The organism is Stenotrophomonas sp. 05L414_2 (assembly GCF_056397905.1).
Genome location: NZ_JBFTOJ010000062.1, coordinates 1 through 20,801, shown reverse-complemented (window position 1 = coordinate 20,801; position 20,801 = coordinate 1). Strand labels below are relative to the sequence as shown.

Annotated in this window: 21 protein-coding genes and 1 pseudogene; 1 reads left to right on the top strand and 21 read right to left on the bottom strand. The window is 68.6% G+C overall.

The window, feature by feature from the left end:
* Positions 1-177 precede the first annotated feature (177 nt).
* From AC1DJN_RS10740 to hisS, 16 genes are all read right to left on the bottom strand, one after another.
* Complete coding sequence (locus tag AC1DJN_RS10740) at positions 178-909, bottom strand: copper homeostasis protein CutC (RefSeq protein WP_442251200.1); 732 nt, start codon at positions 907-909, stop codon at positions 178-180.
* Positions 906-1,904: a glycosylasparaginase gene (locus AC1DJN_RS10735; RefSeq protein ID WP_059064083.1), complete on the bottom strand. Its 999-nt coding sequence runs from the start codon at positions 1,902-1,904 to the stop codon at positions 906-908. The genes AC1DJN_RS10740 and AC1DJN_RS10735 overlap by 4 nt, the downstream gene beginning before the upstream one ends.
* Before the next feature lie 52 nt (positions 1,905-1,956).
* Positions 1,957-2,979: a glucokinase gene (locus AC1DJN_RS10730; protein ID WP_032975527.1), complete on the bottom strand. Its 1,023-nt coding sequence runs from the start codon at positions 2,977-2,979 to the stop codon at positions 1,957-1,959.
* Between the two features lie 84 nt (positions 2,980-3,063).
* Positions 3,064-3,348, bottom strand: a complete 285-nt coding sequence (locus AC1DJN_RS10725; protein ID WP_025874818.1) for a hypothetical protein — start codon at positions 3,346-3,348, stop codon at positions 3,064-3,066.
* Between the two features lie 48 nt (positions 3,349-3,396).
* Positions 3,397-4,986, bottom strand: a complete 1,590-nt coding sequence (locus tag AC1DJN_RS10720; RefSeq protein WP_478039194.1) for a calcineurin-like phosphoesterase C-terminal domain-containing protein — start codon at positions 4,984-4,986, stop codon at positions 3,397-3,399.
* A gap of 159 nt (positions 4,987-5,145) precedes the next feature.
* Complete coding sequence (gene hisIE, locus AC1DJN_RS10715; RefSeq protein ID WP_025874822.1) at positions 5,146-5,766, bottom strand: bifunctional phosphoribosyl-AMP cyclohydrolase/phosphoribosyl-ATP diphosphatase HisIE; 621 nt, start codon at positions 5,764-5,766, stop codon at positions 5,146-5,148.
* The gene (gene hisF, locus AC1DJN_RS10710; protein ID WP_442251201.1) at positions 5,756-6,532 is read right to left on the bottom strand and encodes an imidazole glycerol phosphate synthase subunit HisF; all 777 of its coding nucleotides are present in this window, start codon (positions 6,530-6,532) and stop codon (positions 5,756-5,758) included. Before hisF ends, hisIE begins: the two co-directional genes overlap by 11 nt.
* Positions 6,526-7,260: a 1-(5-phosphoribosyl)-5-[(5-phosphoribosylamino)methylideneamino]imidazole-4-carboxamide isomerase gene (hisA, locus tag AC1DJN_RS10705; protein ID WP_032975531.1), complete on the bottom strand. Its 735-nt coding sequence runs from the start codon at positions 7,258-7,260 to the stop codon at positions 6,526-6,528. Before hisA ends, hisF begins: the two co-directional genes overlap by 7 nt.
* Complete coding sequence (hisH, locus tag AC1DJN_RS10700) at positions 7,257-7,859, bottom strand: imidazole glycerol phosphate synthase subunit HisH (RefSeq protein ID WP_025874829.1); 603 nt, start codon at positions 7,857-7,859, stop codon at positions 7,257-7,259. The genes hisA and hisH overlap by 4 nt, the downstream gene beginning before the upstream one ends.
* Positions 7,856-8,929, bottom strand: a complete 1,074-nt coding sequence (hisB, locus tag AC1DJN_RS10695) for a bifunctional histidinol-phosphatase/imidazoleglycerol-phosphate dehydratase HisB (RefSeq protein WP_478039193.1) — start codon at positions 8,927-8,929, stop codon at positions 7,856-7,858. Before hisB ends, hisH begins: the two co-directional genes overlap by 4 nt.
* A complete protein-coding gene (gene hisC, locus AC1DJN_RS10690) occupies positions 8,926-10,020 on the bottom strand; it encodes a histidinol-phosphate transaminase (protein ID WP_442251202.1) in 1,095 nt (364 codons plus the stop codon). Before hisC ends, hisB begins: the two co-directional genes overlap by 4 nt.
* Positions 10,017-11,312, bottom strand: a complete 1,296-nt coding sequence (hisD, locus tag AC1DJN_RS10685; RefSeq protein ID WP_478039192.1) for a histidinol dehydrogenase — start codon at positions 11,310-11,312, stop codon at positions 10,017-10,019. Before hisD ends, hisC begins: the two co-directional genes overlap by 4 nt.
* A complete protein-coding gene (hisG, locus tag AC1DJN_RS10680; RefSeq protein ID WP_033830971.1) occupies positions 11,309-12,220 on the bottom strand; it encodes an ATP phosphoribosyltransferase in 912 nt (303 codons plus the stop codon). The genes hisD and hisG overlap by 4 nt, the downstream gene beginning before the upstream one ends.
* A gap of 34 nt (positions 12,221-12,254) precedes the next feature.
* Positions 12,255-12,563 (bottom strand): YerC/YecD family TrpR-related protein, encoded by a 309-nt coding sequence (locus AC1DJN_RS10675; protein WP_282280152.1) that lies wholly within the window; start codon positions 12,561-12,563, stop codon positions 12,255-12,257.
* Positions 12,564-12,727: 164 nt separating this feature from the next.
* Entirely contained in the window at positions 12,728-12,997 is a 270-nt protein-coding gene (locus tag AC1DJN_RS10670; RefSeq protein ID WP_032975535.1) for a hypothetical protein, read from the bottom strand.
* Between the two features lie 23 nt (positions 12,998-13,020).
* The gene (gene hisS / locus AC1DJN_RS10665) at positions 13,021-14,418 is read right to left on the bottom strand and encodes a histidine--tRNA ligase (RefSeq protein ID WP_025874842.1); all 1,398 of its coding nucleotides are present in this window, start codon (positions 14,416-14,418) and stop codon (positions 13,021-13,023) included.
* Positions 14,419-14,557: 139 nt separating this feature from the next.
* Between hisS and AC1DJN_RS10660 the strand changes: the two genes are divergently transcribed.
* On the top strand, positions 14,558-15,310 hold the full coding sequence (locus AC1DJN_RS10660; protein ID WP_033830968.1) for a Crp/Fnr family transcriptional regulator: 753 nt from the start codon (positions 14,558-14,560) through the stop codon (positions 15,308-15,310).
* 87 nt (positions 15,311-15,397) lie between these two features.
* On the opposite strand, the gene thrC is transcribed toward AC1DJN_RS10660, so the two are convergent.
* From thrC to AC1DJN_RS10635, 5 genes and pseudogenes are all read right to left on the bottom strand, one after another.
* Positions 15,398-16,687 (bottom strand): threonine synthase, encoded by a 1,290-nt coding sequence (gene thrC, locus AC1DJN_RS10655; RefSeq protein ID WP_442251205.1) that lies wholly within the window; start codon positions 16,685-16,687, stop codon positions 15,398-15,400.
* A 29-nt stretch (positions 16,688-16,716) separates the two neighbouring features.
* Positions 16,717-17,631, bottom strand: coding sequence for a homoserine kinase (locus tag AC1DJN_RS10650; RefSeq protein WP_032976078.1), 915 nt, complete (start codon positions 17,629-17,631; stop codon positions 16,717-16,719).
* Entirely contained in the window at positions 17,628-20,132 is a 2,505-nt protein-coding gene (gene thrA / locus AC1DJN_RS10645; RefSeq protein WP_442251206.1) for a bifunctional aspartate kinase/homoserine dehydrogenase I, read from the bottom strand. The genes AC1DJN_RS10650 and thrA overlap by 4 nt, the downstream gene beginning before the upstream one ends.
* 85 nt (positions 20,133-20,217) lie before the next feature.
* Positions 20,218-20,355 (bottom strand): hypothetical protein, encoded by a 138-nt coding sequence (locus AC1DJN_RS10640; RefSeq protein WP_200867501.1) that lies wholly within the window; start codon positions 20,353-20,355, stop codon positions 20,218-20,220.
* 138 nt (positions 20,356-20,493) lie between these two features.
* A pseudogene (locus AC1DJN_RS10635) lies at positions 20,494-20,801 on the bottom strand (EamA/RhaT family transporter); the annotation flags it as partial.

Here is a 20,801-nt window from a genome sequence, read left to right as displayed (position 1 = left end):
ACATCTTTATGGAAGCGGCACAGATGCCGATGACACGATCACGACAGTCGCGCGCAGAACGGTTTTGTCCGTGGGGAACTGGTAGCCGGGTCGGATCCTCTCGCAGAGGCGCTCTGACCGGATAGCGTCTGGTCGGGGTCGGAGCCCTTCAGCGAAGGGATCCGACCCCTGCGGCGCTCAGCCGTCCAGCGCCTTCCGCAGCGCACTCACCGTGGCGGTGTCTGTCTGGCTCCAGTCCGGGTCCAGCCCGCGCAGGGCCGGGTTCTGGAACTGCATGGCCGAACGTCGTTTCCCCTTGGCCGAGGCATGCAGCTCGAGACAGCCGGTCTGCCGCGCCACGGCGGCGATGTTGCCCGGGCCCAGCCCTGCGCCGGCCATGACGCTGATCCTGCCGGCCGCCTGCGCGACCAGCGCGGCCAGTACATCGGCACCGGCGTCTGCGCTGGCCTGGCCGCCGGACGTCAGCACCCGCTGGCAGCCCAGCCCGATCACCTGCTCCAGCGCCGCCGGCAGATCGCGCGCGGCATCGAAGGCACGGTGGAAGGTCACCTGCAACGGGCCGGCCGCGCGCAGCAGGTCGCGGCACAGCGGCAGGTCGATATCGCCCTGCGCATCCAGCGCACCGATCACCACGCCATCGCAGCCCAGCGCGCGGCACTGGGTGATGTCGCGCAGCATCAGCTCGGTTTCCAGCGCGTCGTAGTGGAAATCCCCCGGACGCGGCCGCACCAGCACGAACAACGGAATCTGCAGCCGCTCGCGGGCGATGGCGATGCTGGCAAACGACGGCGTGGTACCGCCTTCGGCAAGGTTGTCGAACAGTTCGATGCGATCTGCGCCACCGGCCTGCGCGGCCAACGCCGAAGCCACCGAATTGCTGGCGATCTCCAGCGTCAGGCGTGCGCTCACGCCTGCGTGCTCGTATAGATCGACGGTGAGTCGCGTAGGTCATCCTGGCGCTGCGCATCGCACACCGCGTAGACGAAGCCGCGATGCAGTGCATAGGCACCCACCTCGCCCTGCTTGTTCATGGCAAGGAAGCAGACCTGCAGCGTGCGGCTGGCTTCGGGTCGCTTGCGCACCACCCGGTCGATCGCTTCGCGACAGGCCTGTGCCGGCGAACGGCCCTGGCGCATCAGCTCGACCACCAGGAACGAGGCCGCGTTGCGGATCATTTCTTCGCCCACACCCGAGGCGGTGGCCGCGCCCACGTCGTTGTCCACGTAAAGGCCGGCGCCGATGATCGGGCTGTCGCCGACCCGGCCGTGCAGTTTCCAGGCCATGCCGCTGGTGGTGCAGGCACCGGCCAGGTTGCCCTTGGCGTCCAGTGCCAGCATGCCGATGGTGTCGTGGTTATCGCTGTTGCCGGGAAGACCGCGGCGCTCGGCATTGATCTGCGGCGCGTACTTTTCGGTCTTCAGCCACTCACGCCAGGCCGCTTCGGCCTTCGGCGTCAGCAGGTGCTGGCGCTGGAAGCCCTGCTGCACGGCGAACTGCTGGGCGCCCTCGCCCACCAGCAGCACATGCGGGCTGTTCTCCATCACCCTGCGGGCCACCGACACCGGGTGCAGGATGTCGACCAGCGCAGCAACCGCGCCACAGCGGCCGTCACCATCCATGATGCTGGCGTCCAGGCTCAGCACGCCGTCGCGGTCCGGGTTGCCACAATGGCCGACGGTGGGATTGCACAGCTCGCTTTCGGCCCAGCGTGCACCGGCTTCCACCGCATCCAGCGCACTGCCGCCCTGCGCCAGTACCTTCCACGCGGCCTGGTTGGCCGGCACGCCGAAGTCCCAGGTCGAGACCACCTTGGCGCCACCGTGCGTACGCGCCTTCACCGCCGGCAACGCTGCCACGCCTGCGGCCAGTGCACCGGCCTGCAAAAACTGCCTGCGATCCACCATCTTCGCCTCCGTCTGCATGCTGCGCCCGCCGGCCCGATGCCGGCAGCGCCGATCAATCGTGCGCGGGGGTCCGCGCTGCGTGCCAGGCTGCGGCACCGAGCACACCCAGCTGGCCATGTTCGACCCGCCACACCGGCACCTGGCGCAGCACGTCGGTCAGCACCCCCTTGTTGAGGAAGCGCTCACGGAAACGGCCGTCGGCCAGGAAGTCCTGCACATGGGTGGAAATGCCGCCGGCCAGGTACACCGAGCGCGCGCCCACGGCGATCGCCGCGTCGCCGGCCAGGCTGCCCAGCCAGGCGCAGAACACCTGCAGGGTTTCCACTGCCAGCGCGTCGTCGCCTTGCCGCGCAGCCGCGATCAGCGCTTCGGTGCTGGTCCATTGCGGAGCCACGCCGCGCAGTTCGCACAGGCAGGGATACAAGTTCATCAGGCCGCTGCCGGACAGCACGCGTTCGTTGTCCACATGCGGCCAGCGCTGCAGCAGCTGGCCCAGCACATGCAGTTCCAGCGCATTGCCGGCGCCCAACGCAGCGTGTCCGATCTCGCTGGCCAGCACCGGGCGCTCGCCATCGGCGAAGCGCAACGCGGCGCCCAGGCCGGTGCCCGGCCCCAGCACCAGTGCCGGGAAGGTCTTGGCCGGATCGGCATCGCCATTCAGCGGCACCAGCGTGTCGGCCTGCAGGTAGGGAATGGCCAACGCCACTGCTTCGAAATCATTGATCAGCTGCAGGTCGGGCAGGCCCGACTCGCGGCGCGTCGCCGACAACGACACCGTCCACGGCAGATTGGCATTGATCAGGGTATCGCCGTCGAGCAGGCCGGCGATGGCGACCACCGCACTGGCCATCGGCTGGCCGAGACTGGCGGTGAAATCGGCCAGGATCGCCGCCAGGCTGGGGTGGTCGGCGCAGGCGTAGGTGCGGTAGCTGCCCAGCCGCGGCGCCTGCCCCGGCAGGGTCTCAGCCAACGCAAGACGAGCGAAGGTACCGCCGACATCGGCGACGACCAGGCTGCGGGGGACGCCGCTGCGGGCGGACTCGGATGGCGCCGGGGACACTGCTGCAACGTTCACGCTGGCCTGCTTGGATCGATTGAATCGTGCCGATTCTCAGGCATCGGACGGCCTTTGCCTAGCGCGACGACAGCGCCGCCCGGGTCACATGCCTTCCTGCTCGGCCACCTGCACACCGTCCACCAGCACCCGCAGGCGCTGCGGGCGGAACCCGGCGAACAGCAGCGGCCGGGTCCGCTCCACCAGCACTTCATGGCCGGCGATATGGCGCTGCCACGACTGTACCAGCGAGAACGAGAAGTGCGTGCCCGGATGCAGCGGATGCTGCACCCAGACCTTCTCGCTGGCGCTCTGCAGCATCATCGCGCCGGTGAACCAGTGGCGGCTGAGGGTGACCGGGGTGGTGCCGGCCATGAAGCGGATATCCATGCTGCGTCCTTTCGTGATGGAAGTTGGTGATGGCAGCCCGGCCCGCGCTCAGGGCTGCGCGGTCTGCAGGCTGTAGCTGGTGCTGGCGGTGAACACCGCACCATCGGGCTGGGTGGAGCGCACCTCGACCTTGTGGCTGCCCACGGCCAGGTCGGTCGGCAACGCGCCACGCCACAGGTGCGGCGAGGCGGTGGCTTCCGGCGAACGGTCGTAGCCGCGCAGCGTGGAAGCCAGGTCGTCGGCCACGTTCTCCACCAGCAGGCGCGGATCAGGCTGGCTGACCTGCTTCATCGGCTGCCAGGCGCCGCCATCGACGCGGTACTCGACCACGCTGGCGTCCTCGCCCATGTACACGTTGGCATAGATGCCCCACGCCGGGTACGCGCCCTTGCGCAGCACCTTCGGTGCATGCAGGCCGATCTGCTCGCTGGCGGCCGCACCGGCCACCCGGTACTGCAGGCGATAGCTGCCGTTGCCGGCCACGTCCAGCAACGCATAGCCCTTCGGCGTGCCGTCGCTCATGGTGCTGTCCGGTACGCCGGCGGCATTCTTCACGCCCGACCAGAACGCACCGCAGTTGGCACCGACGTTGTACTCGTGCAGCGGCCTGGCGCCCTGCCAGCCGTCGGCTTTACCGTGATAGACGTGCTGCTGGGTGTGGCTGTGGCCACTGAGCACCAGCACGTTGCGGAAGTCCTTCAGCAGGTCGAACAGGCGCTGGCGGTCGGCATGGCGGAAGGTCTCGCGCCCCGGTGCCGCATCGAACAGCGGGATGTGCATGCCCAGCACCAGCAGGCGGTCCTTGTGCAGGCCCTTCAGGTAGGCAGCGAGGAAAGCGAACTGATCCTCGCGCAGRCCACCCACATACCTGGGCTTGGCGTTGGGGTCGTACACCACGTCGTCGAGGAACACGAAACTGGCGCCCCCCTCTTCCACTGCATAGGTATCGGGGCCGTAGATGTTGCGCCAGCTGTCCAGCGAATGCGCATCATTGGCCGCGTCGACATCCAGGTCGTGGTTGCCGGGTACGTGGAACMACGGCACGCCAAGTTCGGTGGTGACCTTGTTGATCGCCGGGTACAGGGTCAGGTCGTCGTTGACGATGTCACCCAGGGTGGTGCCCAGGCGGGCCTTGGTCTGGCCCACCAGCGGCGCCACGATGGACTGCCGGTAGTAGCCGATGTCCTGCAGGCTGGCGGTCTGCGAGTCGGTGAACACCAGCATCTGGAAACCACGGCGGCTGTCATGCCGGTCGTTCTGCAGGGCGAAGTCCCAGTTGCGGGCAACGTCACTGGTCGCGGCGATGCCACCGTACTTCAGCGCCGGAGAACCATTCGGCCGGTAGTGCCGCCAGAACGACGGCAGGCCGTCGGCGGCCTTCGGGAAGGAATAGGCATCGGGCTTGATCACGAAGACCGTCTGCCCGTCACGCACCGGCAGGCTGTAGCTGCCGTCGGCGGCGGTCTTGACGATGGTTTCGCCGTTGGACACCTGCACGCCGGCCAGGCCCGGATCGGTCGCACCGCGGCCCGGCTTGCCGTCACGCTCCAGATAGACCTTGCCGCTGACCACGGTATCGGCGGCCCAGGCCGGCGAGGTCAGCAACAGGCAGCACAGCCAGGCGGCAGGCAGTTTCATGGGGGCGGTCCGGGAAAAAGAGACCGCCTATTGTAGATTCCGGCGATGACATCGCGCACGCGATTGCCGCTTTTCCTGTCGTGCCGGCCGCTGGCCGGCATTCCACCAGGCGTCCCTTGATCATCGGGTTGCCGGCCAGCGGCCGGCGCTACCGCACCTCTAACGATGGCGCTTTTCCAGCACGTCGCGGGCATCTTCCAGCGACAGCCCGCGCGCGCGCAGCAGCACCAGCAGGTGGTACAGCAGGTCCGACGCCTCGCCCAGCAAGGCCTCATCGTCCTGCGCCACCGCGGCCAGCGCCGTCTCCACGCCTTCCTCGCCCACCTTCTGCGCGATGCGGCGGATGCCGCCTTCGAACAGGGACGTCGTATAGCTGCCGGAGGGGCGCAGCGCCTCACGCACGGCGACCAGCTGGTCCAGGCCACCGAGGAAGTCCTTCGGTGCGCCGTCGAAGCAGCTTTCCGCGCCGGTGTGGCAGGTCGGACCTGCCGGGCGCGCCAGCACCAGCAGCGTATCGGCATCGCAATCGACGCTGATCGACTGCACCGCCAGCACATTGCCGGACTGCTCGCCCTTGGTCCAAAGACGCTGCTTGCTGCGGCTGAAGAAGGTCATGTGGCCGATGGCCAGCGTCGCTGCCAGCGACTCGGCGCTGACGTAACCCAGCATCAGCACCTGCAGGGTGTCGGCGTCCTGCACAACGGCCGGCAGCAGCCCATCGCCCTTGTCCCAGTCCAGCGTTTCCAGCGCCTGCGGCGACGGCCGCACATCAATAGACATCCCGCACCTCGATCTGCTGCTCGCGCAGGTAGCGCTTCAAGTCGGGAATGGCGATGGCGCCACTGTGGAATACGCTGGCCGCCAGCGCACCGTCAACGTCGGCCTGGTCAAAGGCCTGGGCGAAGTGCTCCATCGTACCCGCACCGCCCGATGCGATGAGGGGCACCTGGCACAGCGCACGTGCCTGGCGCAGCTGCTCGACGTCATAGCCACGGCGCACGCCATCGCTGTCCATGCAGTTCAGCACGATCTCGCCGGCACCCCGGCGCTGCGCCTCGACGATCCAGTCCAGCGTGCGCAGCGGCACTGCCTGGGTTTTGTCCGGGTCGCCGCTGAAACGGCGCACGCGCCACTGGCCGTCGTCCTCGCGTACCGAGTCGACACCGACCACCACGCACTGCACGCCGAATTCTTCGGCCAGTTCGCTGATCAGTTCCGGGCGGCCCAGCGCGGGCGAGTTGATCGAGATCTTGTCCGCACCGGCGAACAGCACACGACGCGCGGTCTCCACGCTGTCGATGCCGCCGGCCACGCAGAACGGGATATCGATCAGGCGCGCGATGCGCTCGATCCAGGCCACGTCCACCGACCGTGCCTCCGGGCTGGCGCCGATGTCATAGAACACCAGCTCGTCGGCACCCTGGTCGCGATAGCGCTGCGCCAGTTCAGCGATGTCCCCCATGTCGACGTGATCGCGGAAACGCACGCCCTTGACCACGCGGCCATCGCGCACGTCCAGGCACGGAATGATCCGGCGGCTCAGCATGCCAGCGCCTCCGCCAGGTCCATGCGCTGTTCCAGCAATGCCTTGCCGAGGATCGCGCCGCCACAACCGGCGGCCTGTGCCGCAGCCACGTCGGCCACATCGCGGATACCGCCTGACGCCTGTACCGCCACGCCCGGCAGCAACGCTGCGAGGTGCTGGTACAGGCTGATGTTGGGCCCGGCGAGCATGCCATCGCGGGCGATGTCGGTGCACAACAGGTGACGCATGCCGGCCTGTGCATAGCGTTCGGCCAGCGCATCCAGGGTCACCCCCGCGTTCTCGGTCCAGCCATGCACCGGCAGCTGCCATTGCCCCTGCGCGTCCTGCCGTGCATCGAGGGCGATGGTCAGCCGCTCCGGGCCGAACTCGCCCAGCCAGCCGATCACCTGCGCCGGCTCGCGCACCGCCAGTGAGCCGATCACCACGCGGCTGGCGCCGGCATCGAGGATGCGTGCCACGTCGTCACGGCCACGCACGCCGCCACCGGTCTGCACCTGCAGCGGGGTCTGCGCACGGATCGCGGCCAACAGCGGCGCCAACGTGTAGCCACCGGCACGTGCGGCATCCAGATCGACCAGGTGCATCCACTGTGCGCCCTGCGTGGCGAATGCCTGCGCACGCGGCAGCGGGTCGTCGCCATAGTGGGTTTCCTGCGCGTAGTCGCCCTGGCGCAGCCGCACGACGCGGCCGTCGCGGATATCCAGTGCGGGGTAGACGATGAAACTCATGCAGCGGTGCCCTCGAGGAAATTGCGCAGCATCAGMGAACCGGTATCGCCGGACCGCTCGGGATGGAACTGGGCGCCGAAGTAGCGGCCCTGCTCGACCACGGCGGTGAACAGGCCGCCGTGATCACAGGCGGCGACGGTATGGCTGTTCAGCGGCGCGGCATAGCTGTGCACGAAGTACGCACTGGCGCGCTCGGGAACCCCCTGCAGCAGCAGCGACGGGCGCAGCGGCAGCAGCCGGTTCCAGCCCATGTGCGGCACGCGGATGCCACAGGCCGGCACCAGCTTGCGCACCACGCCGGGGATCAATCCCAGCGTATCCACGCCGGCCTCTTCGGAGCGGTCAAACAACAGCTGCATGCCCAGGCAGATGCCCATCAAGGGCACCTGCAGCTGGCGCAGCGGCTCGACCAAACCCTGCGCATGCAGGCGCTGCATGCCGGGGCCGGCCGCGCCGACGCCGGGCAGGATCACCCGTTGCGCGCCGGCCAGGCCTTCGGCATCGCGGACCAGCTTCACCGTCGCACCGAGCCGTTCCAATGCGTAGCGCACCGAACCCAGGTTGGCACCGCCGGCATCGATCAGTACGACCTCGCTCACAGCGCCCCCTTGGTGGTCGGCAAGGCGGTGCCCTGCCGCGCCAGTGCCGGCCGCAGTGCACGTGCCAGGGCCTTGAAGCAGGCTTCAACCTTATGGTGGTCGTTGTCGCCACGCACCTGCAGGTTGAGGTTCAGCCCGCTGGCATCGCACAGCGAACGGAAGAAGTGCGGGACCAGCTCGGTCGGCATGTCGCCCACGCGCTCGCGCTTGAACTCGCCTTCAAACACGAAATACGGGCGGCCACTGAAATCCAGCGCAGCGCTGGCCAGGGTTTCATCCATCGGCAGGGTGAAGCCGTAACGGCCGATGCCGCGCTTGTCGCCCAGCGCCTCGCGCAGGGCCTGGCCCAGTGCAAGGCCGGTGTCTTCGATGGTGTGGTGCTCGTCGATGTGCAGGTCGCCCTCGGCGCGGATGTCCAGGGCGAAACCGCCGTGCTTGCCGATCTGCTCCAGCATGTGGTCGAAGAACGGCAGGCCGGTGTGGATGTGCGCATCGCCGGCACGATCCAGATCCAGCTCGACGCGGATCTTCGTCTCCTTGGTATTGCGCTGGACCACCGCCGTGCGTGGTGCATCGGCCAGTGCGTGGGCGATGCCCGGCCAGTCCCACTSSCCGCCGAACTGTTCGGTGCGCAGCTGGAAACCACGGATGTTGAGGTTGTCGGCGAACTGCAGGTCGGTGATGCGGTCGCCCACCATGCCCGAGCGCGCCCAGTCGATGCTGCGGTCCTGCAGGTAGGCCGTCATCAGGCCGATGCCCGGCTTGCGAGTCGGCGCGTTGTCGTGCGGCCAGCTGCAGTCGACCAGCACGTCACGGAAAACGATGCCCTGGCTTTCGAAGATCTGCAGCATCAGGTCATTCGGGCCATCGAAGCTGGCGCGCGGGTAGCTCTCGCTGCCCAGACCGTCCTGGTTGGTGACGATCACGAACTGGTAGCCGGCATCGCGCAGCTTCAGCAGCGCCGGGATCACCTGCGGCACGAAGCGCAGCTTCTCGTAGGCGTCGATCTGGAAATCCGCCGGCTCCTCGATGAGGGTGCCGTCGCGGTCGATGAACAGGATCGGCGTCATGCCGCGGCCCTCCGTGCCGACAGGGCCGCAAGCACGCGGTCGTTCTCTTCGGGGCTGCCGATGCTGATACGCAGTGCGTCACCCAGCTGCGGTGCGGCGCGCTGGTCGCGCACCACCACGCCGGCAGCAAGCAGCGCGTCGAACGCCGCCTGCGCATCGGCAAAGCGGACCAGCAGGAAGTTGCCGGCCGAGGCGTATACCCGGCCGATGCCAGGCAGGCCCTGCAGGCTGTGGTGCAGGCGCTCGCGCTCGGTGATGACCGTGGCTACCCGCTCAGCGGTGCGCGCAAGCGCGGCCGGCTGCAGCGCCTGCACGGCCAGCTCGGCGCACGGCGTCGGCACCGGGTACGGCGCCTGGCATCGGCGCAGCACGGCAATYAGTTCCGGCGCGGCGATCAAGGTGCCCATACGCGCGGCGGCCAGTGCGTGCGCCTTGGACAACGTGCGCAGCACTGCCAGGTTGGCGTGCGCGGCAAGCAGCGTGGTCGCCGAAGCGCGCTGCGCGTACTCGACATAGGCCTCGTCCACCACCACCAGCGCCTGCCCGCGCAGGGCAAGGGCCACGCGCTCGATCTCCGCCAGCGGGATATCGCTGCCGGCAGGATTGGACGGCGCGCACAGGAACACCAGCGTTGCGCCCTGCCCCTTGGCCATAGAGATGACCGCTTCCAGGTCCGTGCGCAGGCCCTCACCATCGTCAATCAGCGGCACCTCGATCAACGGCGCACCCTGCAACCGCGCACAGACTGCGTACATGCCGAATACCGGCGGCGTCACCAGCACGCCGTCGCGGCCGGGCACGCACAGGGCGCGCACCAGCAGATCGATCGCCTCGTCGCTGCCACGACCTACCAGCAGCTGTTGCGGCTGCACGCCGTACAGCGACGCCAGCGCATCACGCAGCGCAGCCGGTTGCGGTTCCGGGTAGCGGCGGCAGCCCCCCGTGGCGTCGGCCGGGTTGGCCCACGCCGATTCGTTCGCGTTCAACCACACCTCGCCCTGCACCGCGCTGCTGCGCGCCGAACTGTAGCCGGCAAAGGCCTGCAGGTCCGGCCGTACCAGGGCCAGCACGCCGTCGATGTCCGCGCTCATGCGGCCACCTCCATGCGCAGTGCCACCGCACGTTCGTGCGCATCCAGTCCTTCGGCGCTGGCGATGATGCGCGCGCAGCCACCGATCRCGGCCAGGCCAGCGGCGGTCGCGCTCTGTACGCTGATCAGGTTCTGGAAGCTGGCCACGCTGACGCCACTGTAGGCGCGCGCGGCACCGGCGGTGGGCAGCACGTGGTTGGTGCCGCTGCAGTAGTCACCCAATGCTTCCGGCGTGTAGTCGCCGAGGAACACCGAACCGGCCGCCTGCACCTGGTCCAGCCACGCGCGCGGTTCGCGCAGGGCCAGGATCAGGTGTTCGGGGGCGTAGCGGTTGCTGATCGCAAACGCATCGGCCAGCGATTCCACCTGGATCAACTGCGATGCCGACAGCGCCTGGCGGGCGATGTCCTGCCGCGGCAGCAGGGCCACCTGGCGCTCAACTTCGGCCTCGACGGCCGCCAGCATCGCCGCGTCATCGGTCAGCAGCAGCACCTGGGAATCCGGGCCGTGCTCGGCCTGCGACAGCAGGTCGGCGGCAACGAATGCAGGGTTGGCACCGGCATCGGCGATTACCAGCACTTCCGAGGGACCGGCCGGCATGTCGATGGCGGCGGCACCGTCCTGTGCCACCTGCTGCTTGGCCTCGGTGACGAAACTGTTGCCCGGCCCGAACAGCTTGTCGCTCGCCGGGATGCTTTCGGTGCCATAGGCCATCGCCGCGATCGCCTGCGCACCACCCAGCTTGAACACGCGTTGCACACCGGTCAGTCGCGCGGCCACCAGCACCGCAGGATCGGCCGTACCGTCGGCACGCGGCGGGGTGCACAGCACCACCTGTGGGCAACCGGCCAACTGCGCCGGCACGCCCAGCATCAGCGCGGTGGACGGCAGTGGCGCACTACCGGCCGGCACGTACAGCCCAACCCGGCCGATCGGCCGCAGCACACGCTCGCAGACCACGCCCGGCGCGGTTTCCACCGTATAGCCCTGGCCCATGCCGGCTGCGTGGAAGCGGGTGATGCGTTCGGCCGCTTCCACCATGGCCTGGCGCAGCTCGGCCGGCACCGCGGCATCGGCAGCTGCGAACTCGGCTGCGGAAACTTCGAAATCCTGCAGATCCACGCCATCGAAGCGCGCGGTGATCGCGCGCAGCGCGGCGTCGCCCTGCGTGCGCACCTGCGCGATCAGCGCGGCCACCGCATCACGGGTCTGCTGCGCCACGGTCTGCACCGGGCGGGTCAGCGCCGCGCTGCGTGCGGCCTCGTCAAGTTGCGACCAGATCAGACGATTCATGCCAGCGACCGCTCCACGCTCAGTACCATCAGGCCCTGGGCGCCGGCGCGCTCCAGTTCTTCCATGCGCTGCCAGGTCAATGGACCGGGGCACATGGTCTGCAGGCGCAATGCACCGCCATCGGCAGGCAAACGCACCAACGGTTCGGCATCGGCCAGCAGCTGCGACAACGCGTCGACGCGGTCCTCGCTGGCGCGGAACATCAGCAGCTTGCGGTCCTGCCGCTGCACCACACCGTCCAGGCGGCGCAGCAGCATGCTGCGCAGCGCGCCGCGCGCATCATCGGGAACGCGTACTGCACCGGCCAGCACGGCTTCGCTGTCGAGCAGGTTGTGCACCGGGGTGAGCTGGTTGGCACGCAGCGTGGCGCCGCTGGAGACCAGGTCGCAGATCAGGTCGGCGGTGCCCAGGCGCGGCGCGATCTCCACCGAGCCGGACAGTTCCACCACCTGTGCATCCACGCCCTGCGCGGCCAGCCACTGCTTGAGGATGGCCGGGTAGCTGGTGGCGATGCGGGTACCGGCCAGTTGTGCCGGCCCCTGCCATTGCCAGTCTTCCGGCACCGCCAGCATCAAGCGGCACTGGCCAAAGCCCAGCCCCCGTAATGCCTGGTAGGCATCGGCCAGCCCGATCTGGCGACGCGCGGCCGCCTGTTCGTCCAGTTCATTGCGGCCGACGATGCCCAGGTCGCAGACGCCATCGGCGATCAGGCCGGGAATGTCGTCGTCGCGCACCAGCAACAGGTCCACCGGCAGYGATTCGCCGTAGCAGAACAACTTGTCGCGGCTCTCGCGCCAGCTCAGGCCACAGGCACTGAGCAGGTTGCGGGCGGGCTCGGCCAGCCGGCCACTCTTCTGGATGGCGATACGCAGCCGGTCTCGCGCCGGCGCTGCCTGGGTTGCACTCATGGGGGAGGTCTCGAAGTCTGGAACGGGGCGCGGATCAGCGCGAAGCAAGGCGGTCGACAGCGGCGGCATAGCCTCGATGGCCATGCTCGAGCGTGCGTGCCACCCGTCCGGTGGTGGTCACGCTGACGCCGGTGCGCTCGTGGATCTCGCGGTAGGGCACGCCCTGCTGCAGCAGCGGCACCACCTTCCAGCGGTCGGCCATGGCTTCCAGCTCGGCTGGCGTGCACAGGTCACGCAGGAAGGCGACCACCTGCTCCGGCTCGCGCAGCGCGGCAAAGGCCTGGGCCAGGGATTCAAGATCGGCGTGCGGGTCTTTGGCGGCGATGTCGGGGCGGGCTTTCACGGGCAGGGCTCTTGCATCAATGTAATAGCGCGTTAGTACATTAACGCATTCTTGCAGGCCGCGTCAAAGGCACGACCAGGTTCCGCCAGGCCCGTTCAGGCAGCGGAAACGAAAACGCCCACCGGGTGGTGGGCGTTCGGATGCGGCAATGGACAGGGCTTCGATCAGGGCAGGCAGCGGACCTCTGCCTGCAGCGCGCCGCGCCGCAGGCATTCACCGAACAGGCTGCCCTGCCGGCTGGGACGAGGCTGCAGGTTCCGCAGCGCTCCTGCCCGGCCCGGGCACGCCCGCTCGGCAAGGGCCTGCAGATCCTGCTCAAGCTGCGCTCGATCCATCACATGGCAGCGATCAGCCACCAGCTGGTAATTCGCAGGGCCGATCCGGGTGCTGCGCAACGCCGGATCGCTCTGGCATGCCGCCAGCAGGAACAGCATCAGTGTTCCTGCAGCGGCACGCGTCACGGCATGACCCGCGACTGCTCCAGTTCCACCTGCAGGGTGCTGGCCAGTTCATCACGGGAGACTTCGAACTGCTGCTCGCGCAGCAGGTCCTTCACCGCCACCACGCCGCGCGCCAGTTCGTCCTCGCCAGCCAGCACCACGAAACGGATACCGGCCTTGGCCGCGTACTGGAACTGCTTGCCGATCTTCTTCGGCTCCATCTGCACTTCGGTGTTGATGCCACCGGCGCGCAGGCGGCGGGCGATGTCCAGCGACTGCGGCATGCCCTGCTCGTCCATCAGCGCCACCAGCGCCTGCACGCTGCTGGCCTCGATACCCTCGATCAGGCCAGCTTCGCGCAGCTGCCAGAACAGGCGCGACAGGCCGATGGAAATGCCCACGCCCGGCAGCTTGGACTTGCTGTAGTGGCTGGCCAGGTCTTCATAACGGCCACCGGAACAGATCGACCCGATCTGCGGGTGGTCGGTCAGCGTGGTCTCGTACACCGTGCCGGTGTAGTAATCCAGGCCACGTGCAATGGAGAAGTTCAGGCAGTACGCGCTTTCCGGCACGCCCAGTGCCTGCACCAGCTGCAGCACTTCGCGCAGCTCGGCCACGCCGGCACGCAGGATCTCCGAGGAACCCGCACCGTCTTCCAGCGCTGCCAGCTGTGCCAGCGCATCGGCATGACCCTGCGAACGCACGGCGACGAAGGCCAGGATCTTCTCGACCTGTTCGGCCGGAATGCCGAAGCCCTCGCCCACCAGCGTCTCGCGCACGTAGTCGGGGCCACGCTTGTCCAGCTTGTCCACCTCGCGCAGCACTGCCAGCTGTCGTTCGCCCTCGGCCACGCCCAGGCTTTCGAAGAAGCCGCGCAGCAGCTTGCGGTTGTTCAACTGGATGCTGAAGTCACCGATGCGCAGTTCGGCAAATACCGCATGGATGACCGCCAGCACTTCGGCGTCGTAACGCACGCTCAGGCTGTCCTTGCCGATCACGTCGATGTCGCACTGGTAGAACTCGCGGAAGCGGCCGCGCTGGGCGCGCTCGCCGCGGTACACGCGCTGCATCTGGTAACGGCGGAACGGGAAGGTCAGTTCGTGTTCGTGCTCGGCCACGTAACGCGCCAGCGGCACGGTCAGGTCGAAGCGCAGCGCCATCTCCGGCAGCGAACGATCGCCGGATTCAGCAGCGTTGGCCAGCGCGCCGGTGGACTGCACGAAATACACCTGGCGCTCGGTTTCGCCGCCGGACTTGGTCAGCAGCACATCGGACAGCTCGAACACCGGCGTCTCCACCGGCAGGAACCCGAAGCGCTCGTAGTTGCGGCGGATGACGTCCAGCATGCGCTGGAACGCAATCTGCTCGCGCGGCAGCAGTTCAAGGGTGCCGGGCGGGGTACGGGGCTTGATCACGGGCGGAGCTCCTGCAGAATCGGGGACGTGGGAGGGGGCGACATTCTAGCGCCCCGCATCGCTCAGCCGCAGATAAGGGGTCCAACGGCCGCTTGAAGTATCATAAAGCCCTCCCCCGCCCGCGATACGCCCACGCAACATGTCCCGGCCTTCCGGCGCTCCGCCCGCCACCAACGACCCCGCCGCGCCGTCCTGCGCCACGCTGGACTGCCTGCACTGCTCGGTACGCCACCTGGCGGTGTGCTCTGCGCTGTCGCCCGATGAGGTGCAGGCGCTGGAACAGGTGACCGTGTCGCAGCAGCTGGCGATGGGCAGCACCCTCGCCCGCAGCGGCGAAGAGCGCCAGCATGTCTATACATTGACCGGTGGCGCGCTGCGGCTGGTGCGCACGCTTGCCGATGGCCGTCGCCAGATCAATGGCTTCGTGCTGCCTGGCGATTACCTGGGCCTGAGCGGCAGCGACCACCATCGCTACGACATCGAGGCCATCGCCGACAGCCGCGTGTGCCGCGTTGCCCTGCCGCAGATGAAGGGCCTGCGCGCCCGCTATCCGCACCTGGAGCGCAAGCTGCTGCAGCGCGCCTGCCAGGAGCTGGACGCCGCACAGGATGCCGCGCTGGCGCTGGCACGCCTGCAGCCGGCGGAAAAACTCGCTGATTTCCTGCTTCGCCTGGCCGCGCGCGAGGCCAAGCTGGGCGGAGATGGCCTGCGCGTCTCCCTGCCGATGGGCCGCGGCGACATCGCCGATCATCTGGGCCTGACGATGGAGACGGTCAGCCGCACCTTCACCAAGCTGCGCCAGCAGGGGTTGATCGCCCTGCCCCATCTGAACGTGGTTGAGATCCTCGACGAGGATGGCCTGCGCACGCTGGCCGGTGACGTGCAGGGCTGAGCGCCCGATCAGTATCGGCTTGCACTCCCCGTGTTGCGCGCTTCTGGTAGTGCCGGCCGCTGGCCGGCAACCACGCAGGCGCCTCCATCAACGCAACAACACCTCACGCAATGCCGCGTAGTGCGCCGCCAATGGTTCGGCATGTGCCGGACGCTGCAGCAATGCATCCAAGGCCGGCGGCACCGCCACTGCTTCACCGATCAACGGTTCCACCACCGCCTCGAACTTGGCCGGGTGCGCGGTAGCAACCACCGCCCAGTCACCCTTGGCGCCACCGGCGCGCAGATCCTGCAGCACCTTCACCGCCGTGGCCGTATGCGGGCAGAACAGTTCACCGTCGCTGGCATGCGCGCTGGCGATGGTCGCGCGGATGGTCACGTCATCCACCGCGAAGGCGCGGAACGCCGCCCGCAGCTCGGCATCGTCGCCCTGGTACAGCCAGCGCAGCCGCTCGAAGTTGCTGGGCGCGCCGACATCCATGGCGTTGGCCACGGTCACAATGCTGGCCGCGGGCTGGTACGGATCGCCACTGAAATAGCGCGGCAGCACCGCGTTGGCGTTGGTGGCCAGCACGATCTGCCCGATCGGCACGCCCAGCGCGCGCGCCAGCACTGCCGCCATCGCATTGCCGAGGTTGCCGGTCGGCACCACCAGGTTCAAGCGCCGCTGATGCTGCGCATGATGGCTCAGCGCCGCGTGCGCGTAATAGCTCATCTGCGGCAGCAGCCGGCCCAGGCTGATGCTGTTGGCGGAGCTCAGCGGCACCTGTGCCTGCAGATCGCGGTCGGCCAGCGCCTGCTTCACCATCGCCTGGCAATCATCGAACGAACCGGCCACCCGCAGCGCCTGGATGTTGTCGCCAAAGCAGCCGAGCTGGTGCGCCTGTCGCGGCGACACCCGCCCATCGGGATACAGCACCACCACGCGTACACCGGGCTGCCGATGGAAGGCCGCCGCTACGGCTGCACCGGTGTCACCGGAGGTGGCCACGACGATGGTCAGATCGCGGCCCTTGCCGGTCTGCAGCCGCGACAGCACACCGGCGAGGAAGCGCGCGCCGATATCCTTGAACGCCGCCGTCGGCCCATGGAACAGCTCCAGCACATGGTCACCGCTGTTGCGCAGCGCGCGCAATGGCACGGGGAAATCGAAGGCCTCACCGCAGATCGATGGCAAGGCCTCGGCCAGCACATCGCCCGAGAAGAACGGCGCCAGCAGGTCAGCGGCGGTATCGGCCAGGCTCGTACCGGCCTGCAGCGCGCGCGGCGCCGGCAGCACCTCCGGTACGTACAGGCCACCATCGGGGGCGAGACCGGCAGCGATGGCCGCACTGAGTCCAACGGCCGGCGACTGGCCGCGGGTCGAAACGAATTGCATGAGGTCGATATCCGGTAGGGAGGAAGGATTCAGCACAAGCAGGCTCCGGGTGCATCCAGCGGCGAGATCCAGGCATCACTGTCGAAGCCGGCAGCGGCAAACGCCGCACGCACCGGCTGCGCTGCCGCGCGCGCCCGGTCGGCATCTTCAAACCAGGCAAAGACGCTGGGCCCAGCGCCGGAAATGCCCGCGCCCATCGCGCCGGCGGCCAGTGCAGCATCGCGTGCCGCGTCGAAGCCCACGATCAGGCCCGCCCGCCGCGGTTCCACCAGCACATCGCGCAGGCCGGCGCGCACCAGCGAGGCATCGCTGCGATGGCAACCGCTCAACACCAGCGCCAGGTGGGCACTCTGCGCGACGAATTCGCCCAGCGCATAGCTGCCCTGCAGCGCCTGTCGTGCCCGCCGGGTCTCCAGCACCGCATGCGGATGCACCAGCAGGCTGTGCCAGCTGGCCGGTACCGGAATCGGCACCAAGCGATCAGCCGTGCACAGCGCCACGCCGCCCAGCAGCAGCGGGCCGACGTTGTCACCATGGCGGCCACCGCTGGCCACGGCTTCGCCATCCAGTGCGAACGGATACAGCGCCTCGCGCGGCAGCGGCATGTCCAGCACTGCATTGGCTGCCACCAGCGCGGCCACGCAGGAGGCCGCCGATCCGCCCATGCCGGAGCCGAACGGAATGCCCTTGTCGATCTCGATGGCGAAACCGAAGCCCAGCCCCAGCGCTGCACGCAGTGCGATCAGCGCGGCCCCTGCTGTATTGCCTGGTGCATCCAGCGGCAGTTCGACCGCACTGCCACGGATCGCATCGATGCGCACCAATGGTTCGTCGATGCGGCGCACGCTCACCGTATCGCCGATACCGGCGATGGCGTGGCCGAGGATGTCGAAGCCGACCGCCACGTTGGCCACCGATGCGGGTGCGAAAGCGCGTGCGATCACAGCCGCGCTCCTTCGCCGGCCGCCACCCGCAGCAGATCGGCGAACACGCCGGCAGCGGTGACTTCCGGGCCCGCGCCCGGGCCCTGCACCACCAGCGGGTTGTCGCAGTAGCGGCGGGTACGGAACTGCACCACGTTGTCGGTCAGCCGCAGGTTGGCGAACGCGTGGTCGGCCGGCAGCTCCTGCAGCCCGACCGACGCGCCATCCGGCCCCAGCCGCGCGACATAGCGCAGCACCGCACCGCGCTGGCGGGCATCGTGCAGCCGGGCCAGCAGCGCCTCATCGGAGGCACCCAGGCGGGCCATGAAATCGCCCACGCTTCCTTCGCGCAGCAACGCCGGCACCAGGCTCTCCACCTGCACCTGCTCCAGGCTGAGCGCGTGACCGGCCTCGCGGGCCAGGATCACCAGCTTGCGCGCAACATCCACGCCGGACAGGTCGTCGCGCGGATCCGGCTCGGTGTAGCCCATCGAGCGCGCCTGCGCGACCAGTGCCGAGAACGGCTGGCTGCCGTCAAAACGATTGAACAGCCAGGCCAGCGTGCCGGAGAAGATGCCTTCGATCGCCAGCACTTCGTCTCCGGTATCCACCAAGTCACGCAGCGTGGTGATCACCGGCAGGCCGGCACCCACCGTGGCCTCGTAGCGGAAGCGCGCACCACTGGCCGCCGCCGCCGCGCGGATGCGCTGGTAGCGTGCCAGCGGACCGGCGCCAGCCTGCTTGTTCGGGGTCACCACATGGATGCCGGCGGCCAGCCAGCCTTCATAGCGCTCGGCAACCTCTGCACTGCCACTGCAGTCGATCACCACCGCATGCGGCAGATGCGCGGCCAGCAGGTGCTCGGTGAAGTGGTCCAGATCGCTGGCCTGGCCGGCGTCCTGCAGCGCCTGGCGCCAGTCTTCATGCAGGCCATCGGCCTCCAGGCGCATGCGCGAGCGTGACGCAAGCGCGCGCAGGCGCAGATCGACATTGGCCTTGGCCAGCAACTGCGGGCGCGCCGCCAGCAGCTGGTCCAGCAGCGCAGCGCCAACATTGCCCGGACCGATCACCCCCACCGCGAACGTCTGCGGCGACAGCCAGAACCCGGCATGCGCGGCACGCAGCGCGCGGGTCGCGTCGGCGCTTGCCACCGCCACCGAGATGTTGCGTTCGGAGGACCCCTGCGCGATCGCCAGGATGTTCACCTGCGCCCGGCCCAGCGATTCGAACAGCCGTGCAGCCACACCCGGCTGGCCTGCCATGCCATCGCCCACGGCGGCCAGCACGCTGACGCCCTCGCTGACCTGCACGCGCTGCACCTGGCCGGCGGCCAGCTCGTGCGAGAACGCCTGCACCACGGCATCGCGACCACGCGCCGCTTCGCCTGCGCGGACAACACAGCAGATCGAATGTTCGGAAGAGCCCTGCGAGATCATCACCACCGAGACCTGTGCCTGGCGCAGCGCGGCGAACACCCGTTCGGCGGTACCCGGCACGCCGATCAGGCCGGTGCCTTCCAGGTTCAGCAGGGCCAGATCCGTGCTCAGCGTCAGCCCTTTCACCGGGCCACGTGGCGAGCGCTCGGCGCTGATCCGCGTACCCGGATGGCTGGGCTGGAAGGTATTGCGGATGAAGATCGGCAGGCCCAGCCGGATCGCCGGTGACATCGTCTGCGGATGCACCACTTTCGCCCCGAAATAGGCCAGCTCGCAGGCCTCGTCGTAGCTCAGCGCGTGCAGCTGCACGGCCTCCGGCACCAGCCGCGGGTCGGCCGACAGCACGCCGTCGACGTCGGTCCAGATATGCAGTTCATCGGCGGCGAACAGTGCGGCGAAGATCGCGCCGGAGTAGTCACTGCCGTTGCGGCCCAGCGTGGTGACGCGGTCCTGGCGGTCGCGGGCGACGAAACCGGTGGCGACCACGCGCGACTGCGGGTGCCGCAGCCGCCACGCGGCAAGGCGGCCGGCACTGGCATCCCAGTCGACATCCACGCCCAGTTCGCCGTGGCCGACCACCAGCACATCGCGTGCATCCAGCACCGCGCAGTCCTCGCCCAGCGCGCGCAGGTGGGTACCAAGCAACTGTGCGGAGAACACTTCGCCCAGGCCCTGCACGCGGTCGAGCACCTCGCGTGGCAGTTCGCCGATCACCGCCAGCGCGGCCAGCACCTCGGCCAACTGGTCGAAGCGTGCATCGATCCAGTCCACGGTATCGCCCACCTGCTCACCCAGCAGCGCTACCGCGGCACCCCGATGCCGCGCGCGCAGCGCATGCCACGCCTCCTGCCAGCCGGCATCGCCCTGGGCTGCCAGGTGCGCCAGTTCAATCAGCGCATCGGTAACCCCCTTCATGGCCGAGACCACGCTGACCTGCAACGACTCGGGGCGGGCCAGCAGCAGGCCGGCGACATGGCGATAGCGCTCGGCGTCGGCCACCGAGGTGCCGCCGAACTTGTGCACGACAGTGGACGGCGCGGCCAATGCGGACGCGGCAGGCGAATGGGCGGGAGCGATGGAAGACATGCAGACCTCGGTTGGAGGCCCCGTCGCATGCAGGTGGTCGAGTTTCCCCGTCACCTGGATGGTGCGGGGCCGTTGTTTTCGGGAGTTACACGAAGACGACGGGCCGCACCAGGGCAGTGGTGGCGGTGGTGGTGGTAATGGTGGTGGTGATGGCGACCGGCGCAGTCGAACGGCCCGCGGTAGCGGGGGCGATCAGGCGGGCGTTGGCGGCATCAAGGACCATGGCCTACAGAAAACACCGCCGCGATGGCCGCTGTCAAGTGTTGCGGCGCAATATTTCCATGCAGCGATCATCGGCCAACGTGCCGGCATTTGGTTGCAACTGAGACCAACAGGTGATCGTCGCCCTCAATGCGTCGATTCAGCCGACATGTTCGGTGATTGCGCGCGGCGTGCGATGCGCATGCGCGCACAACAGCACCCCGCCCACCAGCAGCACGATCGCCAGCAGTTCCAGCAGGCTGGGCCAGCGCCGCTGCCAGGCGAAGGCGTACAGCAGCGCGAACAGGGTCTCGAACACGATCATCTGCCCGGTCAGGGTCAGCGGCAGCAGGCGACTGGCCCGGTTCCAGAACGCATTGCCGAGGATCGAGGCGACCACCGCCACGCTGGCGCTGATGGCCCAGAACCCACCCCATTGCGCAGCCGTATGCGCCTGGTTGTGTCCAC

What these genes read in the sequence shown, in the direction of transcription:
- AC1DJN_RS10735 (WP_059064083.1), bottom strand. Translation starts at nt 1,904, where the DNA reads ATGGTGGATCGCAGGCAGTTTTTGCAGGCCGGTGCACTGGCCGCAGGC.
- AC1DJN_RS10725 (WP_025874818.1), bottom strand. Translation starts at nt 3,348, where the DNA reads ATGGATATCCGCTTCATGGCCGGCACCACCCCGGTCACCCTCAGCCGC.
- hisIE (WP_025874822.1), bottom strand. Translation starts at nt 5,766, where the DNA reads ATGTCTATTGATGTGCGGCCGTCGCCGCAGGCGCTGGAAACGCTGGAC.
- hisF (WP_442251201.1), bottom strand. Translation starts at nt 6,532, where the DNA reads ATGCTGAGCCGCCGGATCATTCCGTGCCTGGACGTGCGCGATGGCCGC.
- hisA (WP_032975531.1), bottom strand. Translation starts at nt 7,260, where the DNA reads ATGAGTTTCATCGTCTACCCCGCACTGGATATCCGCGACGGCCGCGTC.
- AC1DJN_RS10670 (WP_032975535.1), bottom strand. Translation starts at nt 12,997, where the DNA reads ATGCTGTTCCTGCTGGCGGCATGCCAGAGCGATCCGGCGTTGCGCAGC.
- AC1DJN_RS10660 (WP_033830968.1), top strand. Translation starts at nt 14,558, where the DNA reads ATGTCCCGGCCTTCCGGCGCTCCGCCCGCCACCAACGACCCCGCCGCG.
- thrC (WP_442251205.1), bottom strand. Translation starts at nt 16,687, where the DNA reads ATGCAATTCGTTTCGACCCGCGGCCAGTCGCCGGCCGTTGGACTCAGT.
- thrA (WP_442251206.1), bottom strand. Translation starts at nt 20,132, where the DNA reads ATGTCTTCCATCGCTCCCGCCCATTCGCCTGCCGCGTCCGCATTGGCC.
- AC1DJN_RS10640 (WP_200867501.1), bottom strand. Translation starts at nt 20,355, where the DNA reads ATGGTCCTTGATGCCGCCAACGCCCGCCTGATCGCCCCCGCTACCGCG.